General features: G+C 54.3%; 22 protein-coding genes and 1 tRNA gene. 6 read left to right on the plus strand and 17 right to left on the minus strand.

Features of this window, described 5'->3' with window-relative positions:
- Positions 1–5: 5 nt before the first annotated feature.
- Complete coding sequence (locus V5T82_RS03650) at positions 6–296, minus strand: hypothetical protein (protein ID WP_332894240.1); 291 nt, start codon at positions 294–296, stop codon at positions 6–8.
- Positions 297–423: 127 nt separating this feature from the next.
- Here V5T82_RS03650 and V5T82_RS03655 point away from each other — a divergent pair, with 127 nt between their 5' ends.
- On the plus strand, positions 424–2496 hold the full coding sequence (locus V5T82_RS03655; RefSeq protein WP_332894241.1) for a spermidine synthase: 2073 nt from the start codon (positions 424–426) through the stop codon (positions 2494–2496).
- Position 2497: 1 nt separating this feature from the next.
- Here the strand turns inward: V5T82_RS03655 and V5T82_RS03660 are convergent, their stop codons facing one another.
- From V5T82_RS03660 to V5T82_RS03680, 5 genes are all read right to left on the minus strand, one after another.
- Positions 2498–3688 carry a PP2C family protein-serine/threonine phosphatase gene (locus tag V5T82_RS03660; RefSeq protein ID WP_332894242.1) on the minus strand — a complete coding sequence of 397 codons (1191 nt, stop codon included), beginning with the start codon at positions 3686–3688 and terminating at the stop codon, positions 2498–2500.
- Positions 3685–4431, minus strand: coding sequence for an ATP-binding protein (locus V5T82_RS03665; RefSeq protein WP_332894243.1), 747 nt, complete (start codon positions 4429–4431; stop codon positions 3685–3687). The genes V5T82_RS03660 and V5T82_RS03665 overlap by 4 nt, the downstream gene beginning before the upstream one ends.
- 27 nt (positions 4432–4458) lie before the next feature.
- Complete coding sequence (locus V5T82_RS03670) at positions 4459–4761, minus strand: STAS domain-containing protein (protein WP_332894244.1); 303 nt, start codon at positions 4759–4761, stop codon at positions 4459–4461.
- A 47-nt stretch (positions 4762–4808) separates the two neighbouring features.
- Positions 4809–6758: a methyl-accepting chemotaxis protein gene (locus tag V5T82_RS03675; RefSeq protein WP_332894245.1), complete on the minus strand. Its 1950-nt coding sequence runs from the start codon at positions 6756–6758 to the stop codon at positions 4809–4811.
- Positions 6759–7108: 350 nt separating this feature from the next.
- Positions 7109–8176, minus strand: coding sequence for a CNNM domain-containing protein (locus V5T82_RS03680; protein ID WP_332894246.1), 1068 nt, complete (start codon positions 8174–8176; stop codon positions 7109–7111).
- 136 nt (positions 8177–8312) lie between these two features.
- On the opposite strand from V5T82_RS03680, the gene V5T82_RS03685 reads away from it, so the two are divergent.
- Complete coding sequence (locus tag V5T82_RS03685; RefSeq protein WP_332894247.1) at positions 8313–8492, plus strand: DUF1289 domain-containing protein; 180 nt, start codon at positions 8313–8315, stop codon at positions 8490–8492.
- Between the two features lie 23 nt (positions 8493–8515).
- Positions 8516–8905, plus strand: a complete 390-nt coding sequence (locus V5T82_RS03690; RefSeq protein WP_332894248.1) for an SET domain-containing protein — start codon at positions 8516–8518, stop codon at positions 8903–8905.
- A gap of 563 nt (positions 8906–9468) precedes the next feature.
- Here V5T82_RS03690 and V5T82_RS03695 read toward each other — a convergent pair.
- Positions 9469–10386 carry an Abi family protein gene (locus tag V5T82_RS03695; RefSeq protein ID WP_332894249.1) on the minus strand — a complete coding sequence of 306 codons (918 nt, stop codon included), beginning with the start codon at positions 10384–10386 and terminating at the stop codon, positions 9469–9471.
- An 863-nt stretch (positions 10387–11249) separates the two neighbouring features.
- Positions 11250–11325, minus strand: a tRNA-Glu gene (locus V5T82_RS03700).
- Positions 11326–11572: 247 nt separating this feature from the next.
- Here V5T82_RS03700 and V5T82_RS03705 point away from each other — a divergent pair.
- The 3 genes from V5T82_RS03705 to V5T82_RS03715 all read left to right on the plus strand — a co-directional run bounded on the left by V5T82_RS03705 (position 11573) and on the right by V5T82_RS03715 (position 14560).
- Positions 11573–12805, plus strand: coding sequence for a 6-phosphofructokinase (locus tag V5T82_RS03705; RefSeq protein WP_332894250.1), 1233 nt, complete (start codon positions 11573–11575; stop codon positions 12803–12805).
- Between the two features lie 160 nt (positions 12806–12965).
- Positions 12966–13484: a hypothetical protein gene (locus V5T82_RS03710; RefSeq protein ID WP_332894251.1), complete on the plus strand. Its 519-nt coding sequence runs from the start codon at positions 12966–12968 to the stop codon at positions 13482–13484.
- Between the two features lie 86 nt (positions 13485–13570).
- A complete protein-coding gene (locus tag V5T82_RS03715) occupies positions 13571–14560 on the plus strand; it encodes a PDC sensor domain-containing protein (RefSeq protein WP_332894252.1) in 990 nt (329 codons plus the stop codon).
- A 6-nt stretch (positions 14561–14566) separates the two neighbouring features.
- On the opposite strand, the gene V5T82_RS03720 is transcribed toward V5T82_RS03715, so the two are convergent.
- From V5T82_RS03720 to V5T82_RS03760, 9 genes are all read right to left on the minus strand, one after another.
- Positions 14567–15007: a bacteriohemerythrin gene (locus V5T82_RS03720; protein ID WP_332894253.1), complete on the minus strand. Its 441-nt coding sequence runs from the start codon at positions 15005–15007 to the stop codon at positions 14567–14569.
- A gap of 28 nt (positions 15008–15035) precedes the next feature.
- Positions 15036–15521 (minus strand): hypothetical protein, encoded by a 486-nt coding sequence (locus V5T82_RS03725; RefSeq protein WP_332894254.1) that lies wholly within the window; start codon positions 15519–15521, stop codon positions 15036–15038.
- Positions 15522–15879: 358 nt separating this feature from the next.
- The gene (locus tag V5T82_RS03730) at positions 15880–17178 is read right to left on the minus strand and encodes a cation:proton antiporter (protein ID WP_332894255.1); all 1299 of its coding nucleotides are present in this window, start codon (positions 17176–17178) and stop codon (positions 15880–15882) included.
- Between the two features lie 38 nt (positions 17179–17216).
- Positions 17217–17858 (minus strand): DUF3047 domain-containing protein, encoded by a 642-nt coding sequence (locus V5T82_RS03735; RefSeq protein ID WP_332894469.1) that lies wholly within the window; start codon positions 17856–17858, stop codon positions 17217–17219.
- Positions 17858–19678: a single-stranded-DNA-specific exonuclease RecJ gene (gene recJ, locus V5T82_RS03740; protein ID WP_332894256.1), complete on the minus strand. Its 1821-nt coding sequence runs from the start codon at positions 19676–19678 to the stop codon at positions 17858–17860. Before recJ ends, V5T82_RS03735 begins: the two co-directional genes overlap by 1 nt.
- A 345-nt stretch (positions 19679–20023) precedes the next feature.
- Positions 20024–20974: a hypothetical protein gene (locus tag V5T82_RS03745; RefSeq protein WP_332894257.1), complete on the minus strand. Its 951-nt coding sequence runs from the start codon at positions 20972–20974 to the stop codon at positions 20024–20026.
- Between the two features lie 211 nt (positions 20975–21185).
- Positions 21186–22478 carry a homoserine dehydrogenase gene (locus V5T82_RS03750; RefSeq protein WP_332894258.1) on the minus strand — a complete coding sequence of 431 codons (1293 nt, stop codon included), beginning with the start codon at positions 22476–22478 and terminating at the stop codon, positions 21186–21188.
- 12 nt (positions 22479–22490) lie between these two features.
- Entirely contained in the window at positions 22491–23714 is a 1224-nt protein-coding gene (locus V5T82_RS03755) for an LL-diaminopimelate aminotransferase (RefSeq protein WP_332894260.1), read from the minus strand.
- Between the two features lie 146 nt (positions 23715–23860).
- Positions 23861–24985 carry an OmpA family protein gene (locus tag V5T82_RS03760; RefSeq protein WP_332894261.1) on the minus strand — a complete coding sequence of 375 codons (1125 nt, stop codon included), beginning with the start codon at positions 24983–24985 and terminating at the stop codon, positions 23861–23863.
- Between the last annotated feature and the right edge of the window lie 202 nt (positions 24986–25187).

Genomic DNA, 25187 nt, shown 5'->3' on the forward strand with positions numbered 1-25187 from the left:
TGCAGCTAACCGCCACCCTTTTGAAAAACTTGATCAAATTTGTGAATGAAGGCTTTCGTATCGCCCTCATCCATACCTTCGAAGCTAAACTCAACCTGGCAGCGCGGCAAAACGATCATGGCGATTCTGCGTGGTTCGAGTTCTTTCAGCTCAATCACGACCTTCTGAGGGCCTTGCTCCCCCTCAGCCCCGTTTGGCGTCATCCGCCAACGAAACCCCGCCACGTCTTTGGACAAGCGCTTTTCAAATTCGGGCCGCGTCAGCTGCATATCTTTTGAGAACGTTCCAAACGGCACAGCGCCCCCTTACATTTCTCGAGCTTTTCACGATAATGTTCATATAAGCTTTTCTGAACGGCTTCGCACACCCTTTTCAAGATTTTGGCCTTAATACTTTATGCCTATGACTTCACCGATACCCTCGATGCTTAACCGGTTTCACGTCGCTGTTTTCATGGCGACGCTGATGACGTCGGCGGGGTTGTTGTTTTGGCTGCAGCCTATGATCGCCAAGTTCATTCTGCCCAAACTGGGCGGCGCGCCTGCGGTGTGGAATACGGCGATGATGTTTTTTCAAGCCGCTCTTTTGGCGGGCTACCTCTATGCGCACCTGCTCAGCCACCGCGCAGGGCTCAAGGCGCAAGTGGGCGTTCACACAACCCTTCTGCTGATGTGCGTCTTGTGGCTGCCCATTAGTGTTGACCCAGACCTTGCGCCCAGCCGAGACGGCAATCCCAGTTGGTGGGTTTTGTCCGCCTTAACCATCAGCGTCGGCGCGCCGTTTGTGGTGATTGCAGGCTCCGCCCCTCTGTTGCAAAGCTGGTTTGGCTTGAGCGCACACAAAGACGCGCACAATCCCTACTTTCTCTACGCTGCCAGCAATGTGGGTTCAATGGCGGCGCTGTTTTGTTATCCGTTGGTGGCCGAGCCCCTCTTGGACTTAGGCGGACAAAGTTGGGCGTGGAGCCTGGCGTTTGTGGCTTTGATCGTCCTAACGGTTTTGAGCGGAGCGATCAGTTTCAAAACAGCGGTCGCTTCGCATCAAGCCCCGGCGAAAGCCCCGCTCGACCACCGCCCCCCAGCCCTGCACAAGTTTTTCTGGTTCATGCTGGTGATGGCGTCCACCAGTTTAATGTTGGGGGTGACGACGCATCTCACCACCGACGTGGCCGCCGTGCCGTTGCTGTGGGTGGTGCCGTTGGCCCTTTATCTACTGACTTATATTATCGTGTTCGCCCGCAAACCCCTCTTGGGCACAGAGCGTGCCTTACAGGTCTTGTTCGTGAGCCTTGTGGGCTTTGGCGTTTTGTGGGGGCTAGAGATCGCCTCGAGCCAATGGGTGCTTTGGGCGCTGGCGCTTGTCTTGGTGTTCTTTTTCACCGTTCTCTCTGTTCACAGTCAGCTCGCGCAGCTTCGCCCGCACAAAGCGTGGCTGACCGAGTTTTATTTGTGGATCGCAGCGGGCGGCGTGGCCGGTGGCATGTTCAATGCGCTGCTTGCCCCGCAAATGTTTAAAAGTGCCACGGAGTTTCCCCTGATGATGGGACTTTCGGTGTGCTTGATCTTGGCCAGCCGCCGGGTCTTTGAAAAGCGCCCCACCGCACCCATGTTGGGTTTGGCTGGCGTATGTTTTGTGCTGCCGGTTGGATTAGAGATGGCCGGACAGCTCACACCTTCGAACGTAGTGGCCCGTGAACGCAACTTCTTTGGCATCTTAAGCGTGGTCGAAGACCGCACGCATCAGTTCCGCGCCTTAAAATACGGCACCACGGCACATGGCATGCGCGACTTAAAGCCTGGACAAGACTTAGAGCCCGTGGGCTATTATGGCCGCACCTCCCCCTTAGGCGACGTGATGCCGGCCATCGCTGCACGTGCGAAAACCGGGAACATCGCAGCCATTGGACTGGGGGTTGGCTCGGTTGCGTGTTATCCGCTGGGCGGGCGCACGCTCGACATCTTTGAAATCAATCCTGCCGTCACAGCGTTTGCGGAGCACCCGGAATATTTCAATTTCCTCAAAGGCTGCAAAAACCCATACACCGTTGAACATGGCGATGGACGCCTCGGCATCCAAGACAAGCCAGATGGTGCGTACGACCTGATCTTTTTGGATGCGTTCACATCCGACAGCATTCCCGTGCACTTGCTCACCCGTGAAGCGTTTGAGGTGTATGTGCACAAGCTCAGCCCGCACGGTGTCATCTTGGCGCACATTTCCAACAACCATTTGGACTTGGCCCCAGTGCTGGGGGGCATCGCAGGTGACCTTGGTCTCGCGGCATTTGAACGCCTGCGTCAACACAACACGTCTCCCGAAGAACATGACCGCGTGGTCAATGCACAAGCCCACATGGTGGCCATTGCCCGCACATCTGGAGACCTGTTTGACGTCAAAAACAAACCAGAGTGGCAAGCCCTTGAACCGCAGACGAACATGAGAGTTTGGACGGACGCTTACAGCAATATTTTGGGAGCATTGCGCGCCCTGAAATAGGTTAGCGCGACACCATCACCAGCGTCAGGTCATCGCCTAAGGGCCCCACACTTCGCGCCTCAAACGCAGCACGCAAAGCATCGATGACGGGGATACCTTCGCGGTCTTTCACAGCATCTTCAACCATTCTCAACAGCTGTGTTTCATTGATCACATCACCAAATTCATCCGCCGTTTCAATTAAGGCATCGCTGTACAAAAACAAGAAGTCGCCTGCACGGAAAGGCAATTGATAGGTATCGTACTGAGAACCTTGTTTCATGCCCAACGGCACACCGCGGGTGGTGTGGTACGCGACGCCGGAACCATCCAACTTGCCCATGATGACACTGGGCGCCGCTGCTGCCGAATAGGTTAAGGTATCGCTGTTGGTGTCGATCACCGCATAAAACATTGTGGCGTATTGGCCCAACGGCAGCAGCTCATTCAAATCATTGTTCAAGTCTGCCAAATACCCTGACACGTCAGCATTCAAAGGACGCATGTGGCTCATCAGCGCATGCAAACGGAAGGTGTTGAGCGACGCACCAACGCCGTGCCCAGAAAAGTCCACACTATAGACACCGGTCATACCGTCACCCAAAATATGTGTCCCCCAAATATCCCCACCCAGCTCGGAAGACGTCTCAAAATGTGCATCAATCGCCACGCGGCGCTCGGTACGGATTTCATCCAACAAGGTTTGCGGCGGCAACAAGGCCTCTTGCATGCGCCTAGCCGCACCAAGCTCAGCTTCTAAGCGCATCTGGTCTTGATAGACTTGTGCCAAGTGGCGTAGCTCCAGGTGCGTGCGCACACGGGTGATCAATTCTGCGGTGTTGATGGGCTTGGACAGCATGTCCGTTGCGCCACTGGCGTAAATCTTGTTGCGCTCTTCCGGGCTGTTGAGCGCCGTTTGCACCAAAATCGGCACCGTGCCTTGCTCGGTACTCGAGCGCAGGATTTGCATGAATTCCATACCGTCCATGCGCGGCATCATGATGTCGAGAACGATCAGGTCGGGACTGAAGCTTTCAACCTTGTCCAAAGCATCGATGCCGTCCACCGCCGTTTCTTGGTTGTTGACACCAGCCGCCGTCAAAAGTGCACCGATCAGCATCCGGTTGCGTTCATTGTCGTCAACAATCAACACCCGGGCTTGGGAGAGAAATTCATCTAAAGAGTGTGCGTGGGCCGCTTGTGGTTCTGTCACCTCTCAAACCGCATGGTCATCATACGGCCTCCTTCGGTAATGGCGATGCCTGAGGTCAGGCTTTCGATCAAATTCAACCCCCAGCCCGTCACGCTTTGTTCAACCGGCGCTTCGACGTCGAAGCCCGCACCGTGATCCAAGATGGAGACACTGAGCGCCTCAGCCCCCCACTTAGCCCAAACTTCAATACGCTTTTGCCCAGCCTCGACGCTTTCGAGCTTGTCTTGAACCGTGTCTGCGTACGAGCCTAAGTCATGAAAGCTGTCTGGCAGTGTTTTGTTCAGCCCCATGTTGCCGTGGATCAAGCCGTTGGCCAGCGCCTCTTGCAAGGCCAACTCCAGTTTCATCTTCAAGTCTTCACTCAGGGCGATTTTTGCATCAATCCAGCGATAAAAGTGCAGGGCCACTTCGTTTTTATAAGCGCTTGCCGTGGTCAAAGAAAGATAGACATCGTTGTCTTCAATGCGCCTCACAACACCGTCATCAAATCCGCAAAAGCTGGGGGTTGCCTCAACGCAGGCGCACACCGAAGGGATCATGACCAGATCCAAACCATGTTCAGTGACCTCAGAGGCCACAAACACGCACCCACCTCCGTTGGATGCGACGGCAGAGATATGACTGTGACCTCCACCGCCGTCAGCTCCACTCTCGCCCACAGAAACTTGAGTTGTGGATAGGCCTTTCGTTTGCGCGAACGCCGCCACGCTGGGCGGCAACATCGCCCCATACAGCAGATTCAAACTGGAAGCCCCCCCGTTCATGGCGGCTTAGTTGATGTCGATCAATTCGTTGAACTTGGTAATGTCCAACATCTTTGCGACTTGGTCGCTAGCCCCGGTCAATGAAATGGAAAGGCTATTTTCTTGGGCCGCTTCTTTCACCAACAGCAAAAGCCCCAAACCTGCGGAATCGATAAATTCCAAGTCAGATAAGTTGACCGAGCAAGTCGAAGGCCCCGGCTCGCTTAACGACTGAGTGATTTCACGAAACACGTCGTGATCGGAAAAGGTCAAGCGGCCTTTTAGATTCACCGTGCGCTGAGAGCTGTCAGAATTGATTGTATATTCCATTATACCTTCTCCAAGGATTGCCTTCCCGAGGGATTTACCCCAATTTTTTATGATCTTACCGTTTTCAGGAACGATCCGACAACTTGATTTAATTCTTGCGTCGGTTTGTTCAGGTCTTGACCTTTCCACAGCACCCGAATGGCGGAGCTATAAGACGAGGCCGAAGACCGGCTGACGTCGGCGACCGCACTCGATACCAACTGAGCATCGTCATTGACATCACGCATGTTGCGCGCGATTTCCTGGGTCGATGCCCCCTGCTCTTCCACCGCTGCGGCGGTCGCTGACGAGGCTTCGCTGATTTGTTCGATGGTTTTGCCGAACTCACGAATAGACTGAGCGGAATCTTCCGTCGCATTTTGAATACCGGTGATCTGGATGCTGATTTCATCCGTGGCTTTGGCCGTTTGGTTGGCCAAGTTTTTGACCTCACTCGCCACAACAGCAAAGCCTTTCCCGGCTTCACCCGCCCGCGCGGCTTCAATGGTTGCATTCAGCGCCAACAAGTTGGTTTGGTCCGCAATGTCGGTGATCAACTCGACCACTTCACCAATTTTCAGTGCCGCGTCGGACAGCCCTTGAACCTTGGCAATGGTGCGTTCGGCTTCTTGCGTTGCCGCATTGGCCATTTGCGAACCACGCGCCACTTGGCTGCTGATTTCCGAGATCGATGACGAGAGTTCTTCCGCAGCCGCAGAAACCGTTGCCACGTTTGCCGTGGTGCGCCCGGACGCTTCCGCAACGTCCAAAGACCGACTGGTGGATTGATCGATCTTTGAGCCCATTTTCTCCGCAATCTTGATAATGTCACGGGAATCGTCGGTCACAGCCGTCAAGATCGCCGTGACCTGCTGATCGAAGTCCTTGATCGCCACGTCCATCTCTTCCGAACGGCGCGCTTTTTCTTCGTGTTCTTGTTGTTGTTGAAGCGCCAGCTTTTCTGCCTGGATCATGTTGTCTTTAAAGACCCCCAGCGCATCGGCCATGACGCCGATTTCATTGGTGCGGTCTTGATGCGGAATTTCGGTGTCGGTATTGTTTTCCGCAAGCGCGTGCATAACGTCCGTCATCCGTCCGATGGGACGGCTGATCTGTCCACCAATCACCAATGCCTGAATACCGATCAAAACCGCCATAATCAAAAGCGCGAACAAGATCGTGTAAAACGAGCTCGACAACGTATCGTTGGCATCTTGTGAGGCCATTGTCCGTGCGGCAAAGGTTTGGGACATCAACTCATCAAACAGCGGCGTAACCTCAGCAAACATCGTGCTGAGAGATTCTTTTTGTGGAATGAGATCAAGAAGCAAAGGTGCCAATTGATTGAAGGATGCATGGTAATCTTTCATCAAGGTGATGAGCTCTTCACGATCGTCCTTAGGCACGGAAGACCATGCCATCTGGAACACGAATTCACCTAAACGGGCCTTCATCTCTTCAATGTATTGAGGGTCCTGGAGAAGCAAAAAGTCCTTCTCATGTCCGCGCATCAACTGGAGCTTCACCAACAACGTTTGGTCACTGATGATTTCAAGCTCACCCGTGATATTGTCGACAGCCTCAGCCATCTCACCGCGCAAGCCCGTATCCGGCGTTAAACCGAACGCATTATATATAGCTTGCACATAATCGAATTGCTCTTGATAAGCGTCGAACTTTTCGCGGACCTGTTCGACCAATACAGCCATATCCGTGCCCGCATGCAATTCGCTCAGCTGATCCAGACCGACCTGGATGTTTTGACTGGTTTGTTCGTGCTTTTCGACATATGCGTTGTCGAGCTCCAGCAAGAAATCTTTCTCATGCCTGCGGGCATTGAGGAATTGATATTTCACATCTTCTGTGAGGAGCAGACCATTAACAGCTTTCGCTTCAACGTCAATGGCATGCTCTAACTGTGAGTTGCTGGTCAAATAGATCACGCCCACGATCACGAAGCCGACAACGGCCGCAATCGCGATAATCACCGTCTGTAGACGGATCGGTAAGTTTTTCATTTTTATCCCCATAGTCAACAAGCGCCCTGCCACTCCTATAAGAACGCTTGCTCTGGCTTTTTTGATTGACGTCACGCTTACCCCCCGAAAACGTCAATCGATTTGGGTCCCCCGACCCAAAAGTCTTCTTGTATGCATCACTTTAATGGAGTTCTTTTCCTTTTGGTAAACAAAAACAGTGCAAAAGGATTAGTTCCCGCAATGCAACATTACGTGTCTCTTATGCAACCGCATGAGACACACCAAGCCAGTTCTTTATGCGCTCTTTGGACACAACATTATAAGCACATTTGCGCCAAGTATCTGGGGCTCAAAAGTATTATCAGCTTGGTAATAAGGATAATCTCGAGCTAATCAGAGTTTGAGCGAGCCGTCGTCACGTCTTGCCCCATACCTTCCATGCGCTTGTGCCAGCGCTCACGGGCCAAAGCCTGCATGTCTTCGACTTTGTCCAGTTCGTCGGTAATCTCCAACCCTATAAGGGTCTCGACCACGTCTTCCAACGTCACCACACCTTGCACGGCACCGTACTCATCAACAACCAGCGCGATATGGGCCTTGTCGCGCATCAGCCGATCGTAGGTATCCGACGCGCTTGCGCTGTCTGCAATCACGATAAAATCGCGTTTGAAATCGTGCAGCATGCGTTCAAACTCGTCGCGTGCTTGGGCGATCAACAAATCCGTTTTCAGCACGTAGCCTTGAATATCGTCGCTGCTGTCGACAAAAACGGGAATGCGCGAAAACGGTGTTTGGGCGTGGTTGGAAAAGAAGACCTCCACCGACATGTTGCCAGACACGGAAAAGATCACCGGGCGCGGCGTCATAATGTCGCGCACGGACAGCTTTCTCAGCTTGATCAGGTTGGACGCGATTGAGTGTTCCTTGTCATCCAACACGCCTTCGTCACGACCGATCTGCAGCATCGCTTTCATTTCTTCACGGCTGTAGGTGTGCGCCGTCGCATCCGCAGGCGAGATTAAGCGGGTGAGTTTTTCCGAAGCCCAGACAATGGGGTGCAGAGCAATGGCCATGGCCTGAATGGTCCGCGCCACAATGGGGGCCAGCCCCTGCCAATACGTCGCGCCCAAGGTCTTGGGGATGATTTCGGAAAACACCAAAATCAAAAACGTCAACACGCCCGACGTAATGCCCAAATACTCATTGCCGAACACCACCGTCGCCTGCGCGCCCACGCCCGCCGCACCAACTGTGTGGGCAATAGTGTTCGCGGTTAAGATCGCCGCCAAAGGTCTGTCGATGTTATCGCGCAACTTCGCCAAAAGCTGCGCCGTGCGGGTTTCGGGATCAAGCGAAGCAACGTAAGACGGCCGAATGGATAGCAACACCGCTTCGGACACGGAGCAAATGAACGACACGCCGATGGCGAGCATGAGATACAAAAACAATAAAGTCACAGCGCAGATCCCTTAATATGTCGAGACGTGTGGTGTGCAGGCTACAGAGCAATGCCTGTTGGGACAATCGTTTTTGGTAGACGAATCCGACACCTCGCGTCAAACTACGAACCTCAAAGCATCCAGGACTTATTCATTGAGCCACACGCCTCCCAAAGAGCCCATCGCAAGCCCCTGCATTGGCATGTGCACATTGAACGATCAAGACATCTGTATCGGCTGCTGCAGAACCCTCAACGAAATCAAGGCATGGGGCGATGCGGATGACAGCGCGCGCCGGGCTATACTTGAGCGTGTCTCTAAACGCCCCCCTTGAAGCCAAACAAACGAGAGCATTCCATGAAAAATGCCAAACACCTGAAAGTCTTTGATGCGAAAACCGGGCAAGGCCTGAAGGCCTTAAAATCCTTCACCGCAGGCGAAGAGCTGATTGAGTACCTGGGCCCCAGAATTCACAGCGATGAAGCCAATGAAAACCCCAACCCCTACCTCTTTGGCCTCAATGAAGACTACTGCATCGACGGCTCATCCCTGTCCAACCTGGCACGCTACATCAATCATTCCTGCACGCCCAACGCACAAGCCGTGTTAAGCCATGACGAGCTCAGCATCACCATTGAAGCCATAAAGCCCATTGAGGTCGGCGATGAAATCCTGATCGATTACGGCGAAGAATATTTCGAAGCCTACATCGCTCCGATTGGGTGTAAATGTTCAAAGTGTGACTAGGCAGAATTTCTCTTTACCCCCTGCCCCGAGCCTCAGGTGAGAAAAATCTTATACACGGCGATCCCGATCCCAACGATCCACAATGATGCAAGAATCAGCTTCTCAGTGTTCATATCCGTCTGCCTTTGCTTATAGAGTCGGGCGTACTTTATCATGTTGGATGGTCCTGAGCTACCAGCACACGCGGTCGACACCGGGAGGGGAAAAGCGCCAGGCGCAAGCAAGCTGTCACCATCTAACCAATGGAGAAACAATTTATTCCGACCGCATTGATGCTGCAACTTCGCCAGCAACTTCACCGTCCGAGTTTCTGGATCGAGCGAGGTTATGAAAGACGACCGTATCAACAACAATACCGCTGCGGACACGGAACAGAAGAACGATATACAGATGGCGAGAAGAATCTGCTAAATGAAAAAAGCTTAATATGTCCCTGGCTTATCATGTGGTCTATTCAACTAGCGACAAAGTAATGAGAGACGGTACAACAAAAATTGCAAGAGCCAATTAAGATCAACCTACATTACAAACACGCCGCACACACAGGACCTCAACCACCCACATCACTCTTCCATAGGCGGCAACGGACCACGCCAAAAAGGTAATTCATCCCAATCACGAGGGAACCCCATTCGTGACTGCATACCAAATTGAAACCTGTAGATCAGCGGTTTAAAACGTGCGTACCAAGTTGTGGTCTCTGATATCCGGTTCAACAACAAGTGCATTGCCGCGCAGGTCACATACAACCCCTGTTTCGGTAAGGCATCCTGCAATTGACTGGGATCAGCCAACATTTCCTTTGTTATATCTTGGTAGATTTCGGGGTAATACTCCCTGGGAAACACCATTGTTTTTGGGCTCCTGAACCAAATCGGTTCATGGTGAGCACAAGCATTTCTTACCTCAATCAAAGTACTCAGCACAGAACGAAGGGGTCGCGTATGAAAGCCAAACTCCTGCGAAATAGCATCGGCATATTTTTGGTGAAGAATGTTAAAGATGTTGACGAGAACTCCAAAAGAAATTCGGTGCATAATGTGGTAAGGTGAATACTCATTTATCACATCTGCGATTTTGTCTACGTCTTTCAATTTTTGGAGCTCCTCCAAATCAGACTGAAGACCTTTCTTTGCATCTTCATTTTTCTCGCTTCGAATCGCATCCTTCAAATAAGCGACGACTTCACCTCGACCTTTATGAACAATATTATTGTAGAGCCGCTTGTTTCGGTTGTTAGTTAAGTTGTAATGGTGACGGGCAAACAGTTTGATTGTTTGAAACCCCTCATCACCCCTATCCGAGTTGTTTCCAATGTGCGAAATGATCTTTCCACGTAAAGCAATTTCAATTTTTTCGACGGGGCCCAATAAAAACAATCGCAACTCACGGTCCAACACATACAAGTTAATGATATCGTTGAAGCTCGTCCCCTGCTCAAAGACCTCCTCAACCGCCTGTTTACCATCTGCGGTGGTCAATATTTTGCCGTGCTCGTCTATTTTTTTTGGTAGTACGGGAAGACATATGCCCTCAACCGATGGTAGCCAATGACATTTAAATAATGACGTGCTCGATCATCGTCGCCGATGAATAGCCCCCGTCCTCTCATGAGTGAAATGAGTTCAGCGTCTTTCAGGAATGTCGAACGTTGGTTAATATCTTCCCATGGCTTCATGATGGATGTTCCCAAAAAAAAGGGCCTCCCCAGTTGCGCTATGCCAACACTCGCGTGCCGACTTAAGAAGCTGGGTAAGGCCTAATTCGCAATCTATATAACAGGGCCGATTCGCTTGAACAAGCAAAAAAAACACTAATCTTGTATTTTTCGCAAGATGCTCGCCCAACAAATAACCTTCTAAAATCAGTTCATTAGATCACCCGTAGACACGATGAACGGAATTGTTTGACTTACGCACGACAAGTACACAAGATGTCGTTGATCGGCCCGCCACGCCCCTCAAGATATTGCCTTTAAGGCTTGATCTGGGGGCGCAACTGGCGGGTCTTTTTTTCGTTCAAATCGTAAAGTTTCCATCGAAATGTTAAGGAAACACCAACGGGCAAATCATTGGGGGTGGAGCAAATGAATTTCCCTCCAAACCTCGTTCGCTCCCTGCAAGTCCGCCCTTGATGTGTGAGCCTTCGCCAAGGGCACTCAAATTCGAACGCCAACGTCGCGCTCTCTCAACCTTACGAATTGAACCCCAATGTCGAGACAAACCACCGCGCACATGCGTAACCGGACATCAACTAACGCATGTATCCGCACAAAAACTGCGTCGAAAAGTTACCTCATTTTGGGAATGGCTCCAGCAGGCAAAACATAAGCTCTTGAAAAGCTTGGCGACCCCTACGGGATTCGAACCCGTGTTGCCGCCGTGAAAGGGCGGTGTCCTAGGCCTCTAGACGAAGGGGTCTCGCTGGAAGCCCGCGTTTTCTAAACGCTCGTCTGACACAAATCAACCCCTATAAATGCAAAAAATCACTTTTTCTGACAGATTGGTGACAAAGGCCTGATTTTCCAGACATTCAGCCCAAAAAGGTATACATAAACTACCTGTATGGGGAGCTGTATAGAGGCCGTTTCGGGGCTAAAATACGCTCAGGAGTGAAACCAAATCACAAAATTAAATCTCTATTTGACGAACAAGGGGGAGTATTTCCATGCTCAAAGGTAAAGTCCTGATCGCTCAGGGCGGCGGTCCGACGGCTGTTATCAACCAATCTCTGGTTGGCGCAATCCTCGAATCGCGCAAATTCCCGGGTGTCGAGCACGTCTATGGCGCGCTGCACGGGGTTTCCGGTATTATCAACGAAGATTTCCTCGACCTCACCAAGGAAACCACCGCAAACTTGGAAGCCGTGGCGGCGACGCCCTGCTCCGCGCTGGGCTCCACCCGCGACAAGCCGGATCTCAAATACTGCCAAGAAATCTCCAAGGTTTTGAAGGCCCACGACATCGGCACGTTCTTTTACATCGGCGGCAACGATTCGTCCGACGCCGCACGTTTGGTTGCGGAATACGCAGAAAAGTCCGGCCATGACCTGACCTGTATCCACATTCCCAAAACCATCGACAACGACCTGATGGTCAACGATCACACCCCGGGCTTCCCGTCTGCGGCGAAATTCGTGGCTTCTGCATTTGCGGGCATCAACCAAGACAACGCGGCGCTGAAAGGCGTTTACGTCGGTGTCGTCATGGGCCGCCACGCAGGCTTCCTGACCGCGGCCTCCGCCGGTGCGCGCTTGTATGATGGGGATGCACCGCATCTGATCTACTTGCCTGAAAGCACGTTCAACATGACCAACTTCGTCAAGGACGTGAAGAAGACCTACGACAAATACGGTCGTTGCGTCATCGCCGTATCCGAAGGCATCCACGATGCCAAAGGCACGCCGATCATTACCAAGCTGATGAAGAACGTCGAAAAGGACGCCCACGGCAACGTGCAGCTGTCCGGCACTGGCGCGCTGGCCGATTTGCTCTGCGATCAGATCAAAGACAAAACCGGCATCACCCGCGTGCGCGGCGATACGTTCGGTTACTTGCAACGCTCATTCCTGGGCTGCGTGTCCGACGTGGACGCCATCGAAGCGCGTGAAGTGGGTGAGAAAGCGGTGCAGTTCGCGCACTTCTCCGGCAAAAAGCACGGCACGGTGACCATCCACCGCACCGGCGACTACGCCATCGAATACAAGTTGTCGAAAGTGACCGATGTGGCGGCCCTGACCAAAGTCATGGCGCCCAACATGATCAACAAAGCCGGCAACGACGTGACCGACAAATTCATGAAGTACCTGACGCCCCTGTTGGGCTCGGACGGTCTTCCGGTCGTATCACGCTTGGACCGTTCCAACACGGTGGCGAAAATCTTGTCGAAGAAAAAGAAATAAGCTTTTTCCACCGACCACATCAAAGGCCGCTCCATACCGGGGCGGCCTTTTGTTTTGCCCCCCTTTGGCCCATGCATGGCAGGTGTGTGAAATTAAGTCATGAAGTCTCAACATTCATCTTTTAGAATGTGACTCCCTTCCCCAGAAAGCGACCGTCACCATGTCCCTCTCCTTCGACCCCCAAGACTATTACGACATCAACAAATCGGTGATCATTTGCGGCGGAAAACCGCCCGAAGACCCCATCGAGCTCATCATGTACGAGATGAGCGCGTTCGCGAAGTCTTTGGAAATCGAGGGCATGAAGGTCGACGTGCAAGACGTTGTGTCCGGCGGCTTGTTCCACAAAAAGTCCCGCACCAAGTGTCACATTGTCGAAATCGAACACAATGAGCACACCATGCGCATGCTCACCTCGGCGACCATTATCGGCAAGGTGGTGAGCATCTATTCGTATGAAAGCATTTCACCGCTGCCGGGCAGTCTGGAACTGGATTACGCCGGCGGGCCCATGGTAGACGCCATCACGTCCAGCCTCAAGCGTCTGGAAGACGTCGAGTTTTTCCTCACCATGGATCAAGTGTTCGACTTCATTCACGACCACGGCGTGGAATTTATCCGCAACTGCTCCCTTTCGTCTGTGCATACCACATCCGTGCCCATGGGCCGTGTCGGATAAGGTTGGGATAGAGCGCTTTTCCCCTCCCCCGGATCGCGCTAAGTTGGGGAAACGGATTCTCCCCAGGATCAAAGATTGGAGGGGACGTGACCCAGTCCACCGAAGCCACAGATATGACAGAGCAAGACCCGTCCGACATCCGCTCGGTCATCTTCAAACAGCGCGAAATGCTGACGTCGATGATTTCGCGCGCCATGCGGAAATTGTCCCATGACTGCGTCGATTTGATGCATGACCGCGAAGGTCTGGAGGCGCGCCTCAACACGGCGCTCGACGAGATTAAATATTGTAAGCACCTCTACGTCATGAACGCCGACGGCGTACAGATTTGCGACAACATCACGCGCAAGGGCGCTGATCACGCCCACTATGGACGGGACCGCTCCAACCGGCCTTATATGCTGGGTGTGTTGGCTTCGGGCAACTTCCGCTTGTCGGAAGCCTATATCTCCAAAAACTCAAAGCGTCCGTCGCTCACCGCTGTGCGTGTGATCCGCGACCCCAATGCCAAGCACGTGGGCTTTTTGGGCGCAGACTATGACTTGCGCGAACTGCCCGCGACCCAAGGTCTGTACGAAGAAAAACACGATTGGCAACAGATCAAGGGCGATCCGTCGATCCGCACGCACCTGTTTGAACAACAACGCGTCGAAAGCCGATTGGATAAACGTTTAGAGGATGCCATTCCGCTGTTGGCTGAGCTGATGACGCACCACGGGGTCTATCACTCCAAACTGCATTTTTCGTCGAGCCGCGCAACCGTTTGGCAGGTGGACAATCCCTATACCTACCGCTTGCTCAGCTGCGAAGACTTAATTGATCCCAGCACATGCTTGGCCTATCCGCACCATGAATACATGGACAAAGCGATTGTGCCGACCGACGCCATTGCACCCATCTTTGAAATGTTTCGCGAGCTTCGCTTTGCGGATGAGAACATCTATCTGCGTTCCGGCTCACTCAACATCGTCAACGGCATGGTCGCCTTGAACTTTTCATGCGACGGCTCACATTACATCCGTTATGACGAGTTTTTGAAAAATGGCCTGGAGTTTTGGTTTGGTCACGTCGGCTAGGTCGCATTAGTGCGGGTCAAAGATTTCTATCTCCAAAAGGGCTTGGTTGATTTCCAGTTCCCGCCCACGGGCATAGGTCATCGATTCACTATCTTCTTCAATAATATGATCCAGCCAAATGCTGTGCAGAAGGTTTTGCAGCTTGTGTAAGTTTTCGACGGTGCGTTCTTTGCGCCAGTCCTCATCCAACTTTCTCACTTTGTTTTTCACAAAGTCATGTAGCTCGCAATGGCGTTCTTTGTCGGGATAGCCGCAAATGTCCATCACCACTTCTTCACGGCGATAGTGGTATTGCGTATAACTGATCAGTTGTTCGACGACACGGCGCAGCTCTTCTTCGGTCAGATGTTCGTGATCCAACTTGTTCATCAAATGGACGATGTGTTGATGATCGTGATCGATGGCTTCGATGCCGATATGGGGTATCCCCCATATCGGCTTGTACAAAGCGCCCATAAAGGGCAAAGTTTAGAAACTAGGCTCTCCTCATAACTGGAGGGAACTTGGGTCTCACGTCAGCTTCGTTTTTGGCTTGAATGATTTGGCGCTGTGCACGGTCCCGATCGATGAATTTTTGCTGCAATTCTTCGGAGGTCATCAAGACCTGCCCCGTTAGAGCTTTGAGCATCTTCACCACAGCAAAAGAACCGACCGCAATCATCATAACGATCAGACCGGCAAACAGCCATAAAGACTGGCGGGCATCGGCGTAAAGGCTGTCCGTGGTTTGCGTTTCCACCTGCATCCACCCCGTGCCGTTCAGCTTTGCAGAGATCACCGCGCGTTCTTGCCCATCGTTTCCGTTCACAACGATGAAGCGGCCTTCACTTCCCTTGATGTCGCCCACACTCACCCAAGGGAAAGGTGCGCTTTGCATCGTCATCTCATGGTTTTCAGGAAAGACGCCAAAAGCAATGGGGGCACCACCGATATCCATCACCAAAAACGACAAGTTTTCCATCTGTGTCTACAGGACCAAACAAAGAGCGTGTCGTGGCCCGGGACGCTGCAATCTCCCAGACAACAGCCGGCGGCGCCGTGCCAACAATGGAGACAGGCTGCAGCCCCGGGTCGAGGCGCACCAACCCCAGCGCCCCGGGGCTTCTTTGAGAGCGTCACTCAGGCGAGGATTGGAAAACGCACGCACGTTTTCATAATCGACTTCACCTGTGTTGTATTGAATTAAACGTTTACGAATTTGGGTGCGGCTGACAATTTTGCCCTGCAGCTCTTGAATAGTCGGTGTGTGCATAGTCTGGTCTTAGCCCCTATAGTGTAGGCATTGTTACACACTCATTAGCAGATCGGTAAATAAAAAATCAGGGCGATTCGTCTAACTTTTTCTCATCATCCCACTCATCTCCCTCGTCTTCTTCTCCCCCGTGTGTTGCTGTTAAAATGAACCGCAAGCTCACCGATGTAACGACCGTTGTCACGATCGCCATGACCACAACAGCCGAGAATATATTGGCCACCACAGGGTCGGAAGCATTGGCCCCGACAGCCGTTGTGAACAGTCCGGCTTTAAGCGCGATATCGGCGATGACCAACTCGACCGCACCCCGCGCACTCATCCCCACACCAACGGCTAAGCTTTCGCGATTGTCAAACCGTCTGCGCAGGCGAGCCATGGCTCCCGCGCCGACGATCTTACCAACGAATGCAGCAACGATGAGCAACGCCAAAAACACGGGCACTTCTGTGAAAGCACTCACTTCCAGGTTCAGCCCAACCGATGCGAAGAATACAGGCGCTAAGAACCCCAACGTTGTGGCACTGATTTTCGACTTAACAGCCATATAGGTGCTTTTGTCCAACACCCGCCGTCCAACGAACATGCCCGCGACGAAGGGGCCTAAGATGAAGTGCAACCCCATGAGTTCAGCCAGCACGGCAAACGCAAATGCGGCGATGAGGATCAGGGAAAAATCGAGCTCTTTTTCGCGGATGTGTTTGAGCAACACCGCCCCTTTGGGAAAGCCGTATATGCCCAACAAAATCGTGATGGCGAAGAAGCTGATAATGTCGAGGCCCAGCCCCATCATCTCTTGCGGTGTGCTTGCACCGTTGCCCGACACCATGCCCGTCAAGAACGCCAGCAACAGCAGGCTCAACACGTCGTCGAATACCGCAGCTGTCACGATGACTTGACCGACCGGCGTATTGAGCTTGCCTAAATCCATCAACACGCGCACGGATGCCGGAACCGCGGTGATGGCCAACGCCGTCCCTAAGAAGAAGCTTTGGGCAATTTTTAGCGGGCCTTCGGGCAAAAACATCCAGCCCAAACCAAAGCCCAATGCCAGCGGCAACACGAGACCACCCAGCGCCACCAAAAAGGCGGTGATGGAATACTTCATGATTTTGTGCGGCTGCATTTCTATGCCGGCCAACAGCATCAAGAAAAACATGCCTAAGTTGGTCAGTGCGATGAAGATATCGTTGTGTCTGAGATCCCCGATAAACGGGTGGGATGGCGCCATGGCTGCACCGATGACACCTAAAGCGATGCCCGCAACCAGTTCGCCAATCAATGCGGGCTGGCCCAGTCTTTCTACTGCGATGCCGAAGGTGCGCGTAACAACCAACAGCACCAAGAGGACATAAAACAGTTCCATAATCTTAAGTTTAGACCCTTCACATGTTCGGGTCCATCTTAGTCGCACGACGTGAGGAAAATATCTCCATAGTACGCCGTGGCACTCAGGCCGCTGTCGTCCGTGTCCGACATCAGGGCAACGGCGTCCACCGTGGTCATGTCCTCACCGACAAAGCGCTGAACATCGGCCAAGACATTTCGGGTTTCAAGAACCCACTGCCCGGCCCTTGCATTCCCGCTTTGCATGGCCACCATCGTGGCCTTGTCGGTATAAGCGTTCGGCCACACATCCCCCACCGGGCGAGAGCCTGACCAGACATAGCTGATGGCGCGGGTTTGCCAGAAAAACGGTCCCGTTGAAACCACCACATAAACCCGCGCCGCATAATCGTCTCCGGCTTTTATGGTTTCGTTCAAACCTTGCAGGGTTCCGTCAACTTTCCACCGCCATTTCAAACACGGGGTTTGGCTGAGATCTATTTTGATTTTTTTAAACAGACCCGACGCACTGGCATTGGCTTCGGCCTTCAGCACCGTTCCCGCCTCACCCTCAACCAGAGCGTAGCCAGTCTCAGCGTTAAACACTTCCGTTTCCCAGCCCGACAAATCGCCTTGAGAAAATGCACCAACCGTTACATCGTTCGCCACCGCAAAGCCTGGCACCGCTACCGCCAACACGAGGGCAAAAGTAGCCCTCATCACGACCAAGCCTTCACCGCATCGTCCACCATCAACTGAACGCTTTCGTAGCCGTTCCACACATTGACGCGCAGGCGGCCGACGAAGTGGAACGGTGCGCCGCCGTGGTTGATGAGCGCTTTGCCCAAATCCGTGTCGAACGCTCGAAACGCAATGCCTTTTAAACGCCCCGCCCCGCCCGGGTCGGTGAGGATCAAGCTCACATGGCTTTGGTCCGCGCCCACCGGCGTGGCTTTGGCGATGATGGCATCGCGGATGCAAAAGCGTGGTTCTGGATTGCCGACGCCAAACGGGCCGATTTGGTCCAAGGTTTTGACCAAGTGCATGTTGGCACCGGACGCGGCCATAACGCTGTCGATGTAAAGCCCCGGGGGTGGAGGCGTGCCACCCACGGCTTTGGATATGCGTTCGGACAGAAACTCTTCCAGCTCTGCGAGCTTGCCCTTCTCCAACGAAAAGCCTGCCGCCATGGCGTGCCCGCCGCCCTTGAGCAAGAGCCCCATTTGGCGCGCGGCAATCACGGCAGAGCCCAAGTCCACACCGCTCACAGACCGGCCTGAGGCGGTACCGAGGCTGCCCTCATCATCGCCGTCAAAGCTGATGACGCACGCGGGGCGGTTATAGCGTTCTTTCAAGCGCGAGGCCACGATGCCCACCACGCCCGGATGCCAGCCCATGCCGTGTGCGATGATCACAGGGCCCGGTTCGCCGTCCCCAATGCGGGTGTCCACTTGCAAAACTGCTTCGTCCAGCACTGCCGCTTCGATGTCTTGGCGGTCGGCGTTGAAGTCGTTCAAGCGCTGGGCCAGCGCGAAGGCTTCGCTTTCGTCCGGCGTGGACAGCAAGCGTGTGCCCAAATCCGATTGGCCGACACGTCCGCCTGCGTTGATGCGCGGGCCAAGAACAAAGCCCAAGTGATACGCACCGGGTTTCTCATTGATGCCCGCCACGTCGCCCAGCATGCGCAGACCTGGGTTGGTGCGCTGGGCCAAGACTTTAAGCCCTTGGGCCACCAGCGCGCGGTTCACACCCGTCAACGGCACCACGTCGCACACGGTGCCAAGGGCAACGATGTCGAGCCACCCCATCAGATTGGGGGCCGGGCGGTCTTTGTACCAATCCCTGTCTTTGAGTTCGCGATTGACCGCCACAGCGACCAAAAACGCCACCCCCACCGCCGCCATTTGGCCGTGAGGGCTGTCATCGTCGATGCGATTGGGGTTGACCACAGCATGCGCCTTGGGCAGGTGCGGCTCACCTGCGTGATGGTCCACCACGACGATGTCGAGACCCGCGTCCGTGCCCACCTCCAACGCCTCAAACGCCGTCTGTCCGCAGTCCACCGTAACCACAACCGCGTTGCCTTGGTCTTTGAGCTTAATCAGTGCCGGCGCATTGGGGCCGTAGCCTTCTTCAAGCCTGTCGGGGATATAAACCGTGACCTTTGCGCCCACGGCCTCTAAAAAGCGTTTTAAGAGCGCTGAGGACGTTGCGCCGTCCACGTCGTAGTCGCCGAAGATGGCGATGCCCTCACCCGCCTCTACGGCGTCGGCGATGCGTGTAGCGGCTTTGTTCATGTCTTTGAGGTGCGAAGGGTCCGGCAGGTCGGTTTTGAGCTTGGGCTCCAAAAACGTCGGCGCCGTGTCCACATCGTAGCCGCGCGACGCCAACACCCGCCCCACCACTTCAGGCACACGCAGACGCTGAGACAGCGCCAACCCCTGACGCTCATCCGCAGACTTCACCAACCAGCGTTTCCCGGTCAGCGAAAGCTGCTCCTCTTTCAAAAATTCAGAAACGGTCGCGTGTTGAGAATCCATGGCCCCAGCATACGCTAAAATCAGCTGTGATTGCGAGAAGCGAAGACGCCAAAACCGCCGTCATGCCCGGGCTTGACCCGGGTATCCACGTCTTTGCATGCAATTTGAAAGAAAGGCGTGGATGGCCGGATCAAGTCCGGCCATGACGATGTGATGGTTTGAATGTGGCAGTCGTGCCTTAAGCGCCTTCGATGCGGATCATGCAGGGTTTGTCTTCTTCGCGGCTGCTGTTGCTTCAAGTCCGGACATAAAACCAATGATGTGTACAGGTCCGAGTTTACCCAGAAGCTGGCATCATTATCCCCGTTTTCATAAATGTTCATAAGGGGCGTTATGGCAAAGCGGTTACTTGCCAGCACCACTCCCACCAGCACCACTCCCACCCGAAGAACTGCCGCCACTATCACCACCACCCGAACCGCTGCCGCCATCGCCACTGTCCGATGCGCCGCCCGCCGATGCGCCTACGCCCGCAGCACCGCCAATGGCGGCTGCTACGGATGATACGGTGCCTTCGGTGGCCCCTTCCGCCGCCACGCTCATATCGTTTGCCGCACCCGCACCCACATCCACACCACCTGTCACGGCACCGGATGCCAGTGCCAGTTGGATGGCTTCGGTTGATGCGACTTGAATACCGCTTTGGGGGATGAAGGCTTGGGCACCCACGGATGGTGCGTTGCCAATATAAAGGGAGGGTTTCAGAAGTTCCCGGCCTGTGTAATAGCGCGTGGCTTCAGCCATCTTCTCCGGATCATCGGTCACGTATCTGCCGTTGGTGCCTTTGTGGATGCTGTAGAGCAAGTCCAAGGCGGCTTTTTTCTGTGTGTCCGTGGCATTCGCCAAAGCCCAACCGCCGATCTCTTCGCGGCCCAGTTCTCGGTCCGTCAAGGTCAGCAGGAAGTGATGGGTGTATTCTTCAGGCGTGTAACTGTCTTTGAGACTGGAAAAGAACCCAAGCCCCTCATTGCGTTTCTCAATATCAACAATGCCATACCGCTTCACGTCGCGTTGAAACAGCGTTCCCGTGCGGCCCAACCACACGTTCTTGCTGGGCGGGCGATACGGCGTTCGGGATGTTTTGCCGGAGAGGATTTCTGGGTTGGTTTCGGCGAAGGTTTTGACGAACTCGACCTTGCCCGTGGCCCGGTTCACAAACGCAACGTGGAGGTTTTGGAGGGTTTCGAGTTTGGTCGCGTTCTCTTCGGCCCAAGCCACACCCGCCAGCACCAAGCCGCCTGCGGTGCCCAGACCAGCTTTGAGTAACTGACGACGGTTCAATTTGATGGTCGTCATGACGTCCCCCCTAAACAAATGCCCGTGTTCGTTGAGGGGAAGTCTAGGAAATCTACTGGAGGCAATCAAGTTGTATGCTAGGACGATATACTGGAATCTGCGTCATGCCCGGGCTAGCCCCGGGTATCCACGTCTTTGGCTGCAATTTGAAAGAAAGACGTGGATGGCCGGATCAAGTCCGGCCATGACACGTGATGGGTCTGAAGTGGCCTTAAGCGCCTTCGATGCGGATCATGCAGGGTTTGTCGACGACGCGGTCCAAGGCTTCGATAGCGGCCAAAGCTTTGACCATGTCGGCTTCCTTGGTTTCGTGGGTCGTCATCACCACCGGAACCGGTTTGCCTTCTTCGCGGCCGCGTTGGATCATGGATTCCATGGACACGTTGTTGTCACGCAACGCAGCGGCCACGTCGGCGAACACACCCGGCTCGTCCGTCAGGCTGAGGCGCACGTAGTAAGCACCCACATGTTCGGCCATGTCGCGCGTCGGAACCTTTTCCAGATCGCTGACCGGAACTGAGAACGTCGGCACAGACAGCCCACGGGCAATGTCGCAGATGTCGCCCACGACGGCAGACGCCGTCGGCAATTCACCGGCACCACGGCCCACCAGGACCACCGTGTCCACCGCGTCACCATCGATGACGACGGAGTTGAACACACCTTCGACTTGAGAAATCGGCGCGCTCAGCGGCACCATGGTCGGGTGCACGCGCTGTTCCACCGTGCCGTTGCGACGCTCAGCCACGCCCAACAGCTTGATGCGATAGCCCAGTTCTTCGGCAAATTCGATATCCACGGCGGAGACATGCGTGATGCCTTCGACGTGCACGTCTTTGAAGTTGATTTCCACCCCAAACGCGACGGAGGCCAGGATGGCGAGCTTGTGCGCGGCGTCGATGCCTTCAATGTCGAACGTTGGGTCCGCTTCGGCGTAGCCCAGCTCTTGCGCGTCTTTTAACACGTCAGAGAAATCGCTGCCTTCGACACGCATGGTCGTGAGGATGTAGTTGCACGTGCCGTTCAAGATGCCTTGCACCTTGTTGATCGTGTTGCCCGCCAAGCTTTCGCGGATGGACTTGATCACCGGAATACCACCGGCCACAGCCGCTTCATAATTCAAGCTGACACCGCTGGCTTCGGCCATGCCGTCCAGGGCCGCACCGTGGTGCGCCACCAGGGCTTTGTTGGCCGTGACCACGTGCTTGCCCGCCTGAAGCGCGGCTTCGACGATTTTTTTAGCGATACCGTCTGACCCGCCGATCAGCTCAACCACCATATCGGCGTCAGAGTTGGTCGCCATGTCCAGGGCGTCGGAATACCAGTCATAGCCTTCGACATCGAAGTCCAGGCCTTCTTTCGTCAGCGCACTGACGGCGCTTACCACCACCGGACGACCGCAGCGTTTGGCGATGACGTCCTTGTGGTCTTCCAGAACTTTAACCGTTCCGCCGCCGACCGTTCCAAGACCGGCGATAGCAACCTTAAAAGGTTCGTTGCTCATTTTAATTGCCTCTTACTTTGCTTGGGCGCGCTTTTTTTCCGCGTTCTCAAGAATGTTTTGATGGTTGTCCATAAACTGTTTGATGGACCGAATAGCTTGGCGCGTGCGGTGTTTGTTTTCCACCACGGCCAAGCGCACAAAATCGTCTCCGTGTTCGCCGAACCCAATGCCCGGAGCGACCGCCACTTGGGCTTCGCTCAACAGCAACTTGGAAAACTCCAACGAGCCCAAGTGCTTGTATTCATCGGGCAACGGTGCCCAGGCGAACATCGTCGCGTCGGGGCTCGGCACATGCCAGCCTGCATCGGCTAATCCGCCGATCAAGACGTCGCGGCGTTCCTTGTACATGGCGCGGATGCCGTCCACACAGTCTTGCGGACCGTTCAGAGCCGCCGCAGCGGCCACCTGGATGGGCGTGAACGCACCATAGTCCAGATACGACTTGATCCGTGTGAGTGCCGAAATCAGATGGGGGTTCCCCGCTGCAAAGCCGATGCGCCAGCCGGGCATGTTGTAGGTCTTGGACATGGACGTGAATTCCACACAAATGTCCTTGGCCCCTTTCACTTGCAACATGCTGGGCGGCAACGTATCGCCGTAATAGATTTCCGAATAGGCCAAGTCCGACAGAACGTAGATTTCGTGGTGGCGGCAGAAATCGACGACCGCTTCGTAGAAATCCAAATCGCAAACCGTGGCCGTAGGGTTGTTGGGATAGTTGATCACCAAAAGCGACGGCTTGGGCACCGAGTGCTGAACAGCGCTTTTCAGCGATTCAAAAAATTCAGGCCCCGTGGAGACCGGAATGTTGCGCACCGCTGCACCGGCAATGATGAACCCGAACTGGTGGATCGGATAGCTGGGGTTGGGCACCAAGATCACGTCACCCGGGCTGGTCATGGCAGACGCCAAGTTGGCCAAACCCTCTTTGGAACCCAGCGTCACGATGGCTTCCGTTTCCGGGTCAATGGACACGTCCCAACGGCGCTCATAATACGCCGACAGCGCTTTGCGCAGGCCCGGAATACCGCGCGAGTTCGAATACCCGTGCGTGCGTGGATTGTTGGCCGTTTCGCACAGTTTATCGACGATATGCTGCGGCGTTGGCTGGTCGGGGTTGCCCATACCGAAGTCGATGATGTCTTCTCCGGCGGCGCGCGCATGGGCCTTCATCCGATTGACTTCAGCGAAGACATAGGGTGGTAGGCGACGAATGCGGTGAAATTCTTGTTCCATGGTGGTCGTTTCTGCCAGAAGGTTGAGGTTCAAACAAGTGAATTTGTTAGGTTTTCAGTGGTTTTTTCAAAGCCAGATGCACACGAAAATGCCGCCGCCCCGGTGTGGGACGGCGGCACCGGAAGAACCGGTTCGTCGTCCCGTATCTAAGTGGCCGCACCCGCGAGGTAAATTTCGACGCGGCGATTGCCCGCCTCACCCGAAGGCATGACTTCCAGATACATCGGCTGGCTGTCGGCAACGGCTTGAATTTCCAGGGCATTTGCATCCAAGCCCAAGGCTTGAAGTTGCGCACCGATGGAAGAGGCGCGATGCATGGAAATTTCAAAGTTCACCATTTGGTGCTTGATATAGTCCATATCCCTGGTGCGTGAGCTGGCATGCCCGATAACCACCACACGGCCACCGCGTTCACGATGCAACTGGATCACAGCGCCCAGGATCGAACGGTCACGGTGGTCCAAGCTGGCGGAGTTGTTGGCAAAGTTGATGGTCGCCACACGCAACATGCCGTGAACCATTTCCGCTCCGGAAAAGCTGTTGGTGGTCGTGCCCGGCTGCGGGAACATGGCGCCGGACGGGGCTTCGGCCACCTGTTCGATCATTTGCGGGCGGGCCGGAGCCACGCTTGACATGCCGTCGGCGGAAATCACAACGGTTTCAAACTGATCTGCGCCATAAGGCGTGCTGGACGTCACCGGCGGAAATTCAAACGGTTTGGGCGGCGACGGGAAGGCAGAAGCCATTTCCGCTTCGCTCGGCGGGGTCAACATCGTCGTACCCGGCATACTGGGGGCCGCAGGCGGCTGAGCGCCCGCTACGACCGGCGATGGCATCGGGGATGCAGGCATCACAGGAGAAACGGGCTGCGCGCTCGGCACAGGCGGAGCCGACGGGTCCGACTGCGGAGCCAATACGTTAGAGGCTTGGCCTTGGCGAGCAATGGGCGGAGATGCGTAGTTGCCCTGTTGCGTCTGATCAGCCGAAAGACCGCCAGAAGCTTCAGCAACTTGTTGAGACGGCACAGGAGCCGGCGGCGGAGCGGCAGGATCGGCGGATAAGCCCTGATTTCCGCCAGCAGCCGTTTGCGCGCCTGGTTGTGACGTTTCAGCCGCCTGATTGTCGCCGGAGAAGAAATCCGTCGTCTTGTCGTACCAAGACACCGGGTTGATGGCATCGGGTACGGATTCACAAGCGCTGAGCGCAACGCTCATCACCAGCGCGGATGCAGCCATGCGAAACGTTCCTGATTGGATCCGGATTTTAGCCATTTTGAGCCCCGTTTTCTTCCCGGTTGAGCGGGCATCCCAAAAGGGCTTCCCGCAAATAACTGAATTCATGAACATTAATGCCACATTCACATAAGTTTGTTAAGGATATATCGCAGGTAAAATTGTGACGGGCCTACAACTTATAACACTTCGTTTTTGCGGTATAACCTGTTACTACTAAAGTGCCAGAAGATTTGTAATA

The sequence above is a fragment of the Magnetovibrio sp. PR-2 genome (assembly GCF_036689815.1).
Classification (GTDB): Bacteria; Pseudomonadota; Alphaproteobacteria; order Rhodospirillales; family Magnetovibrionaceae; genus Magnetovibrio.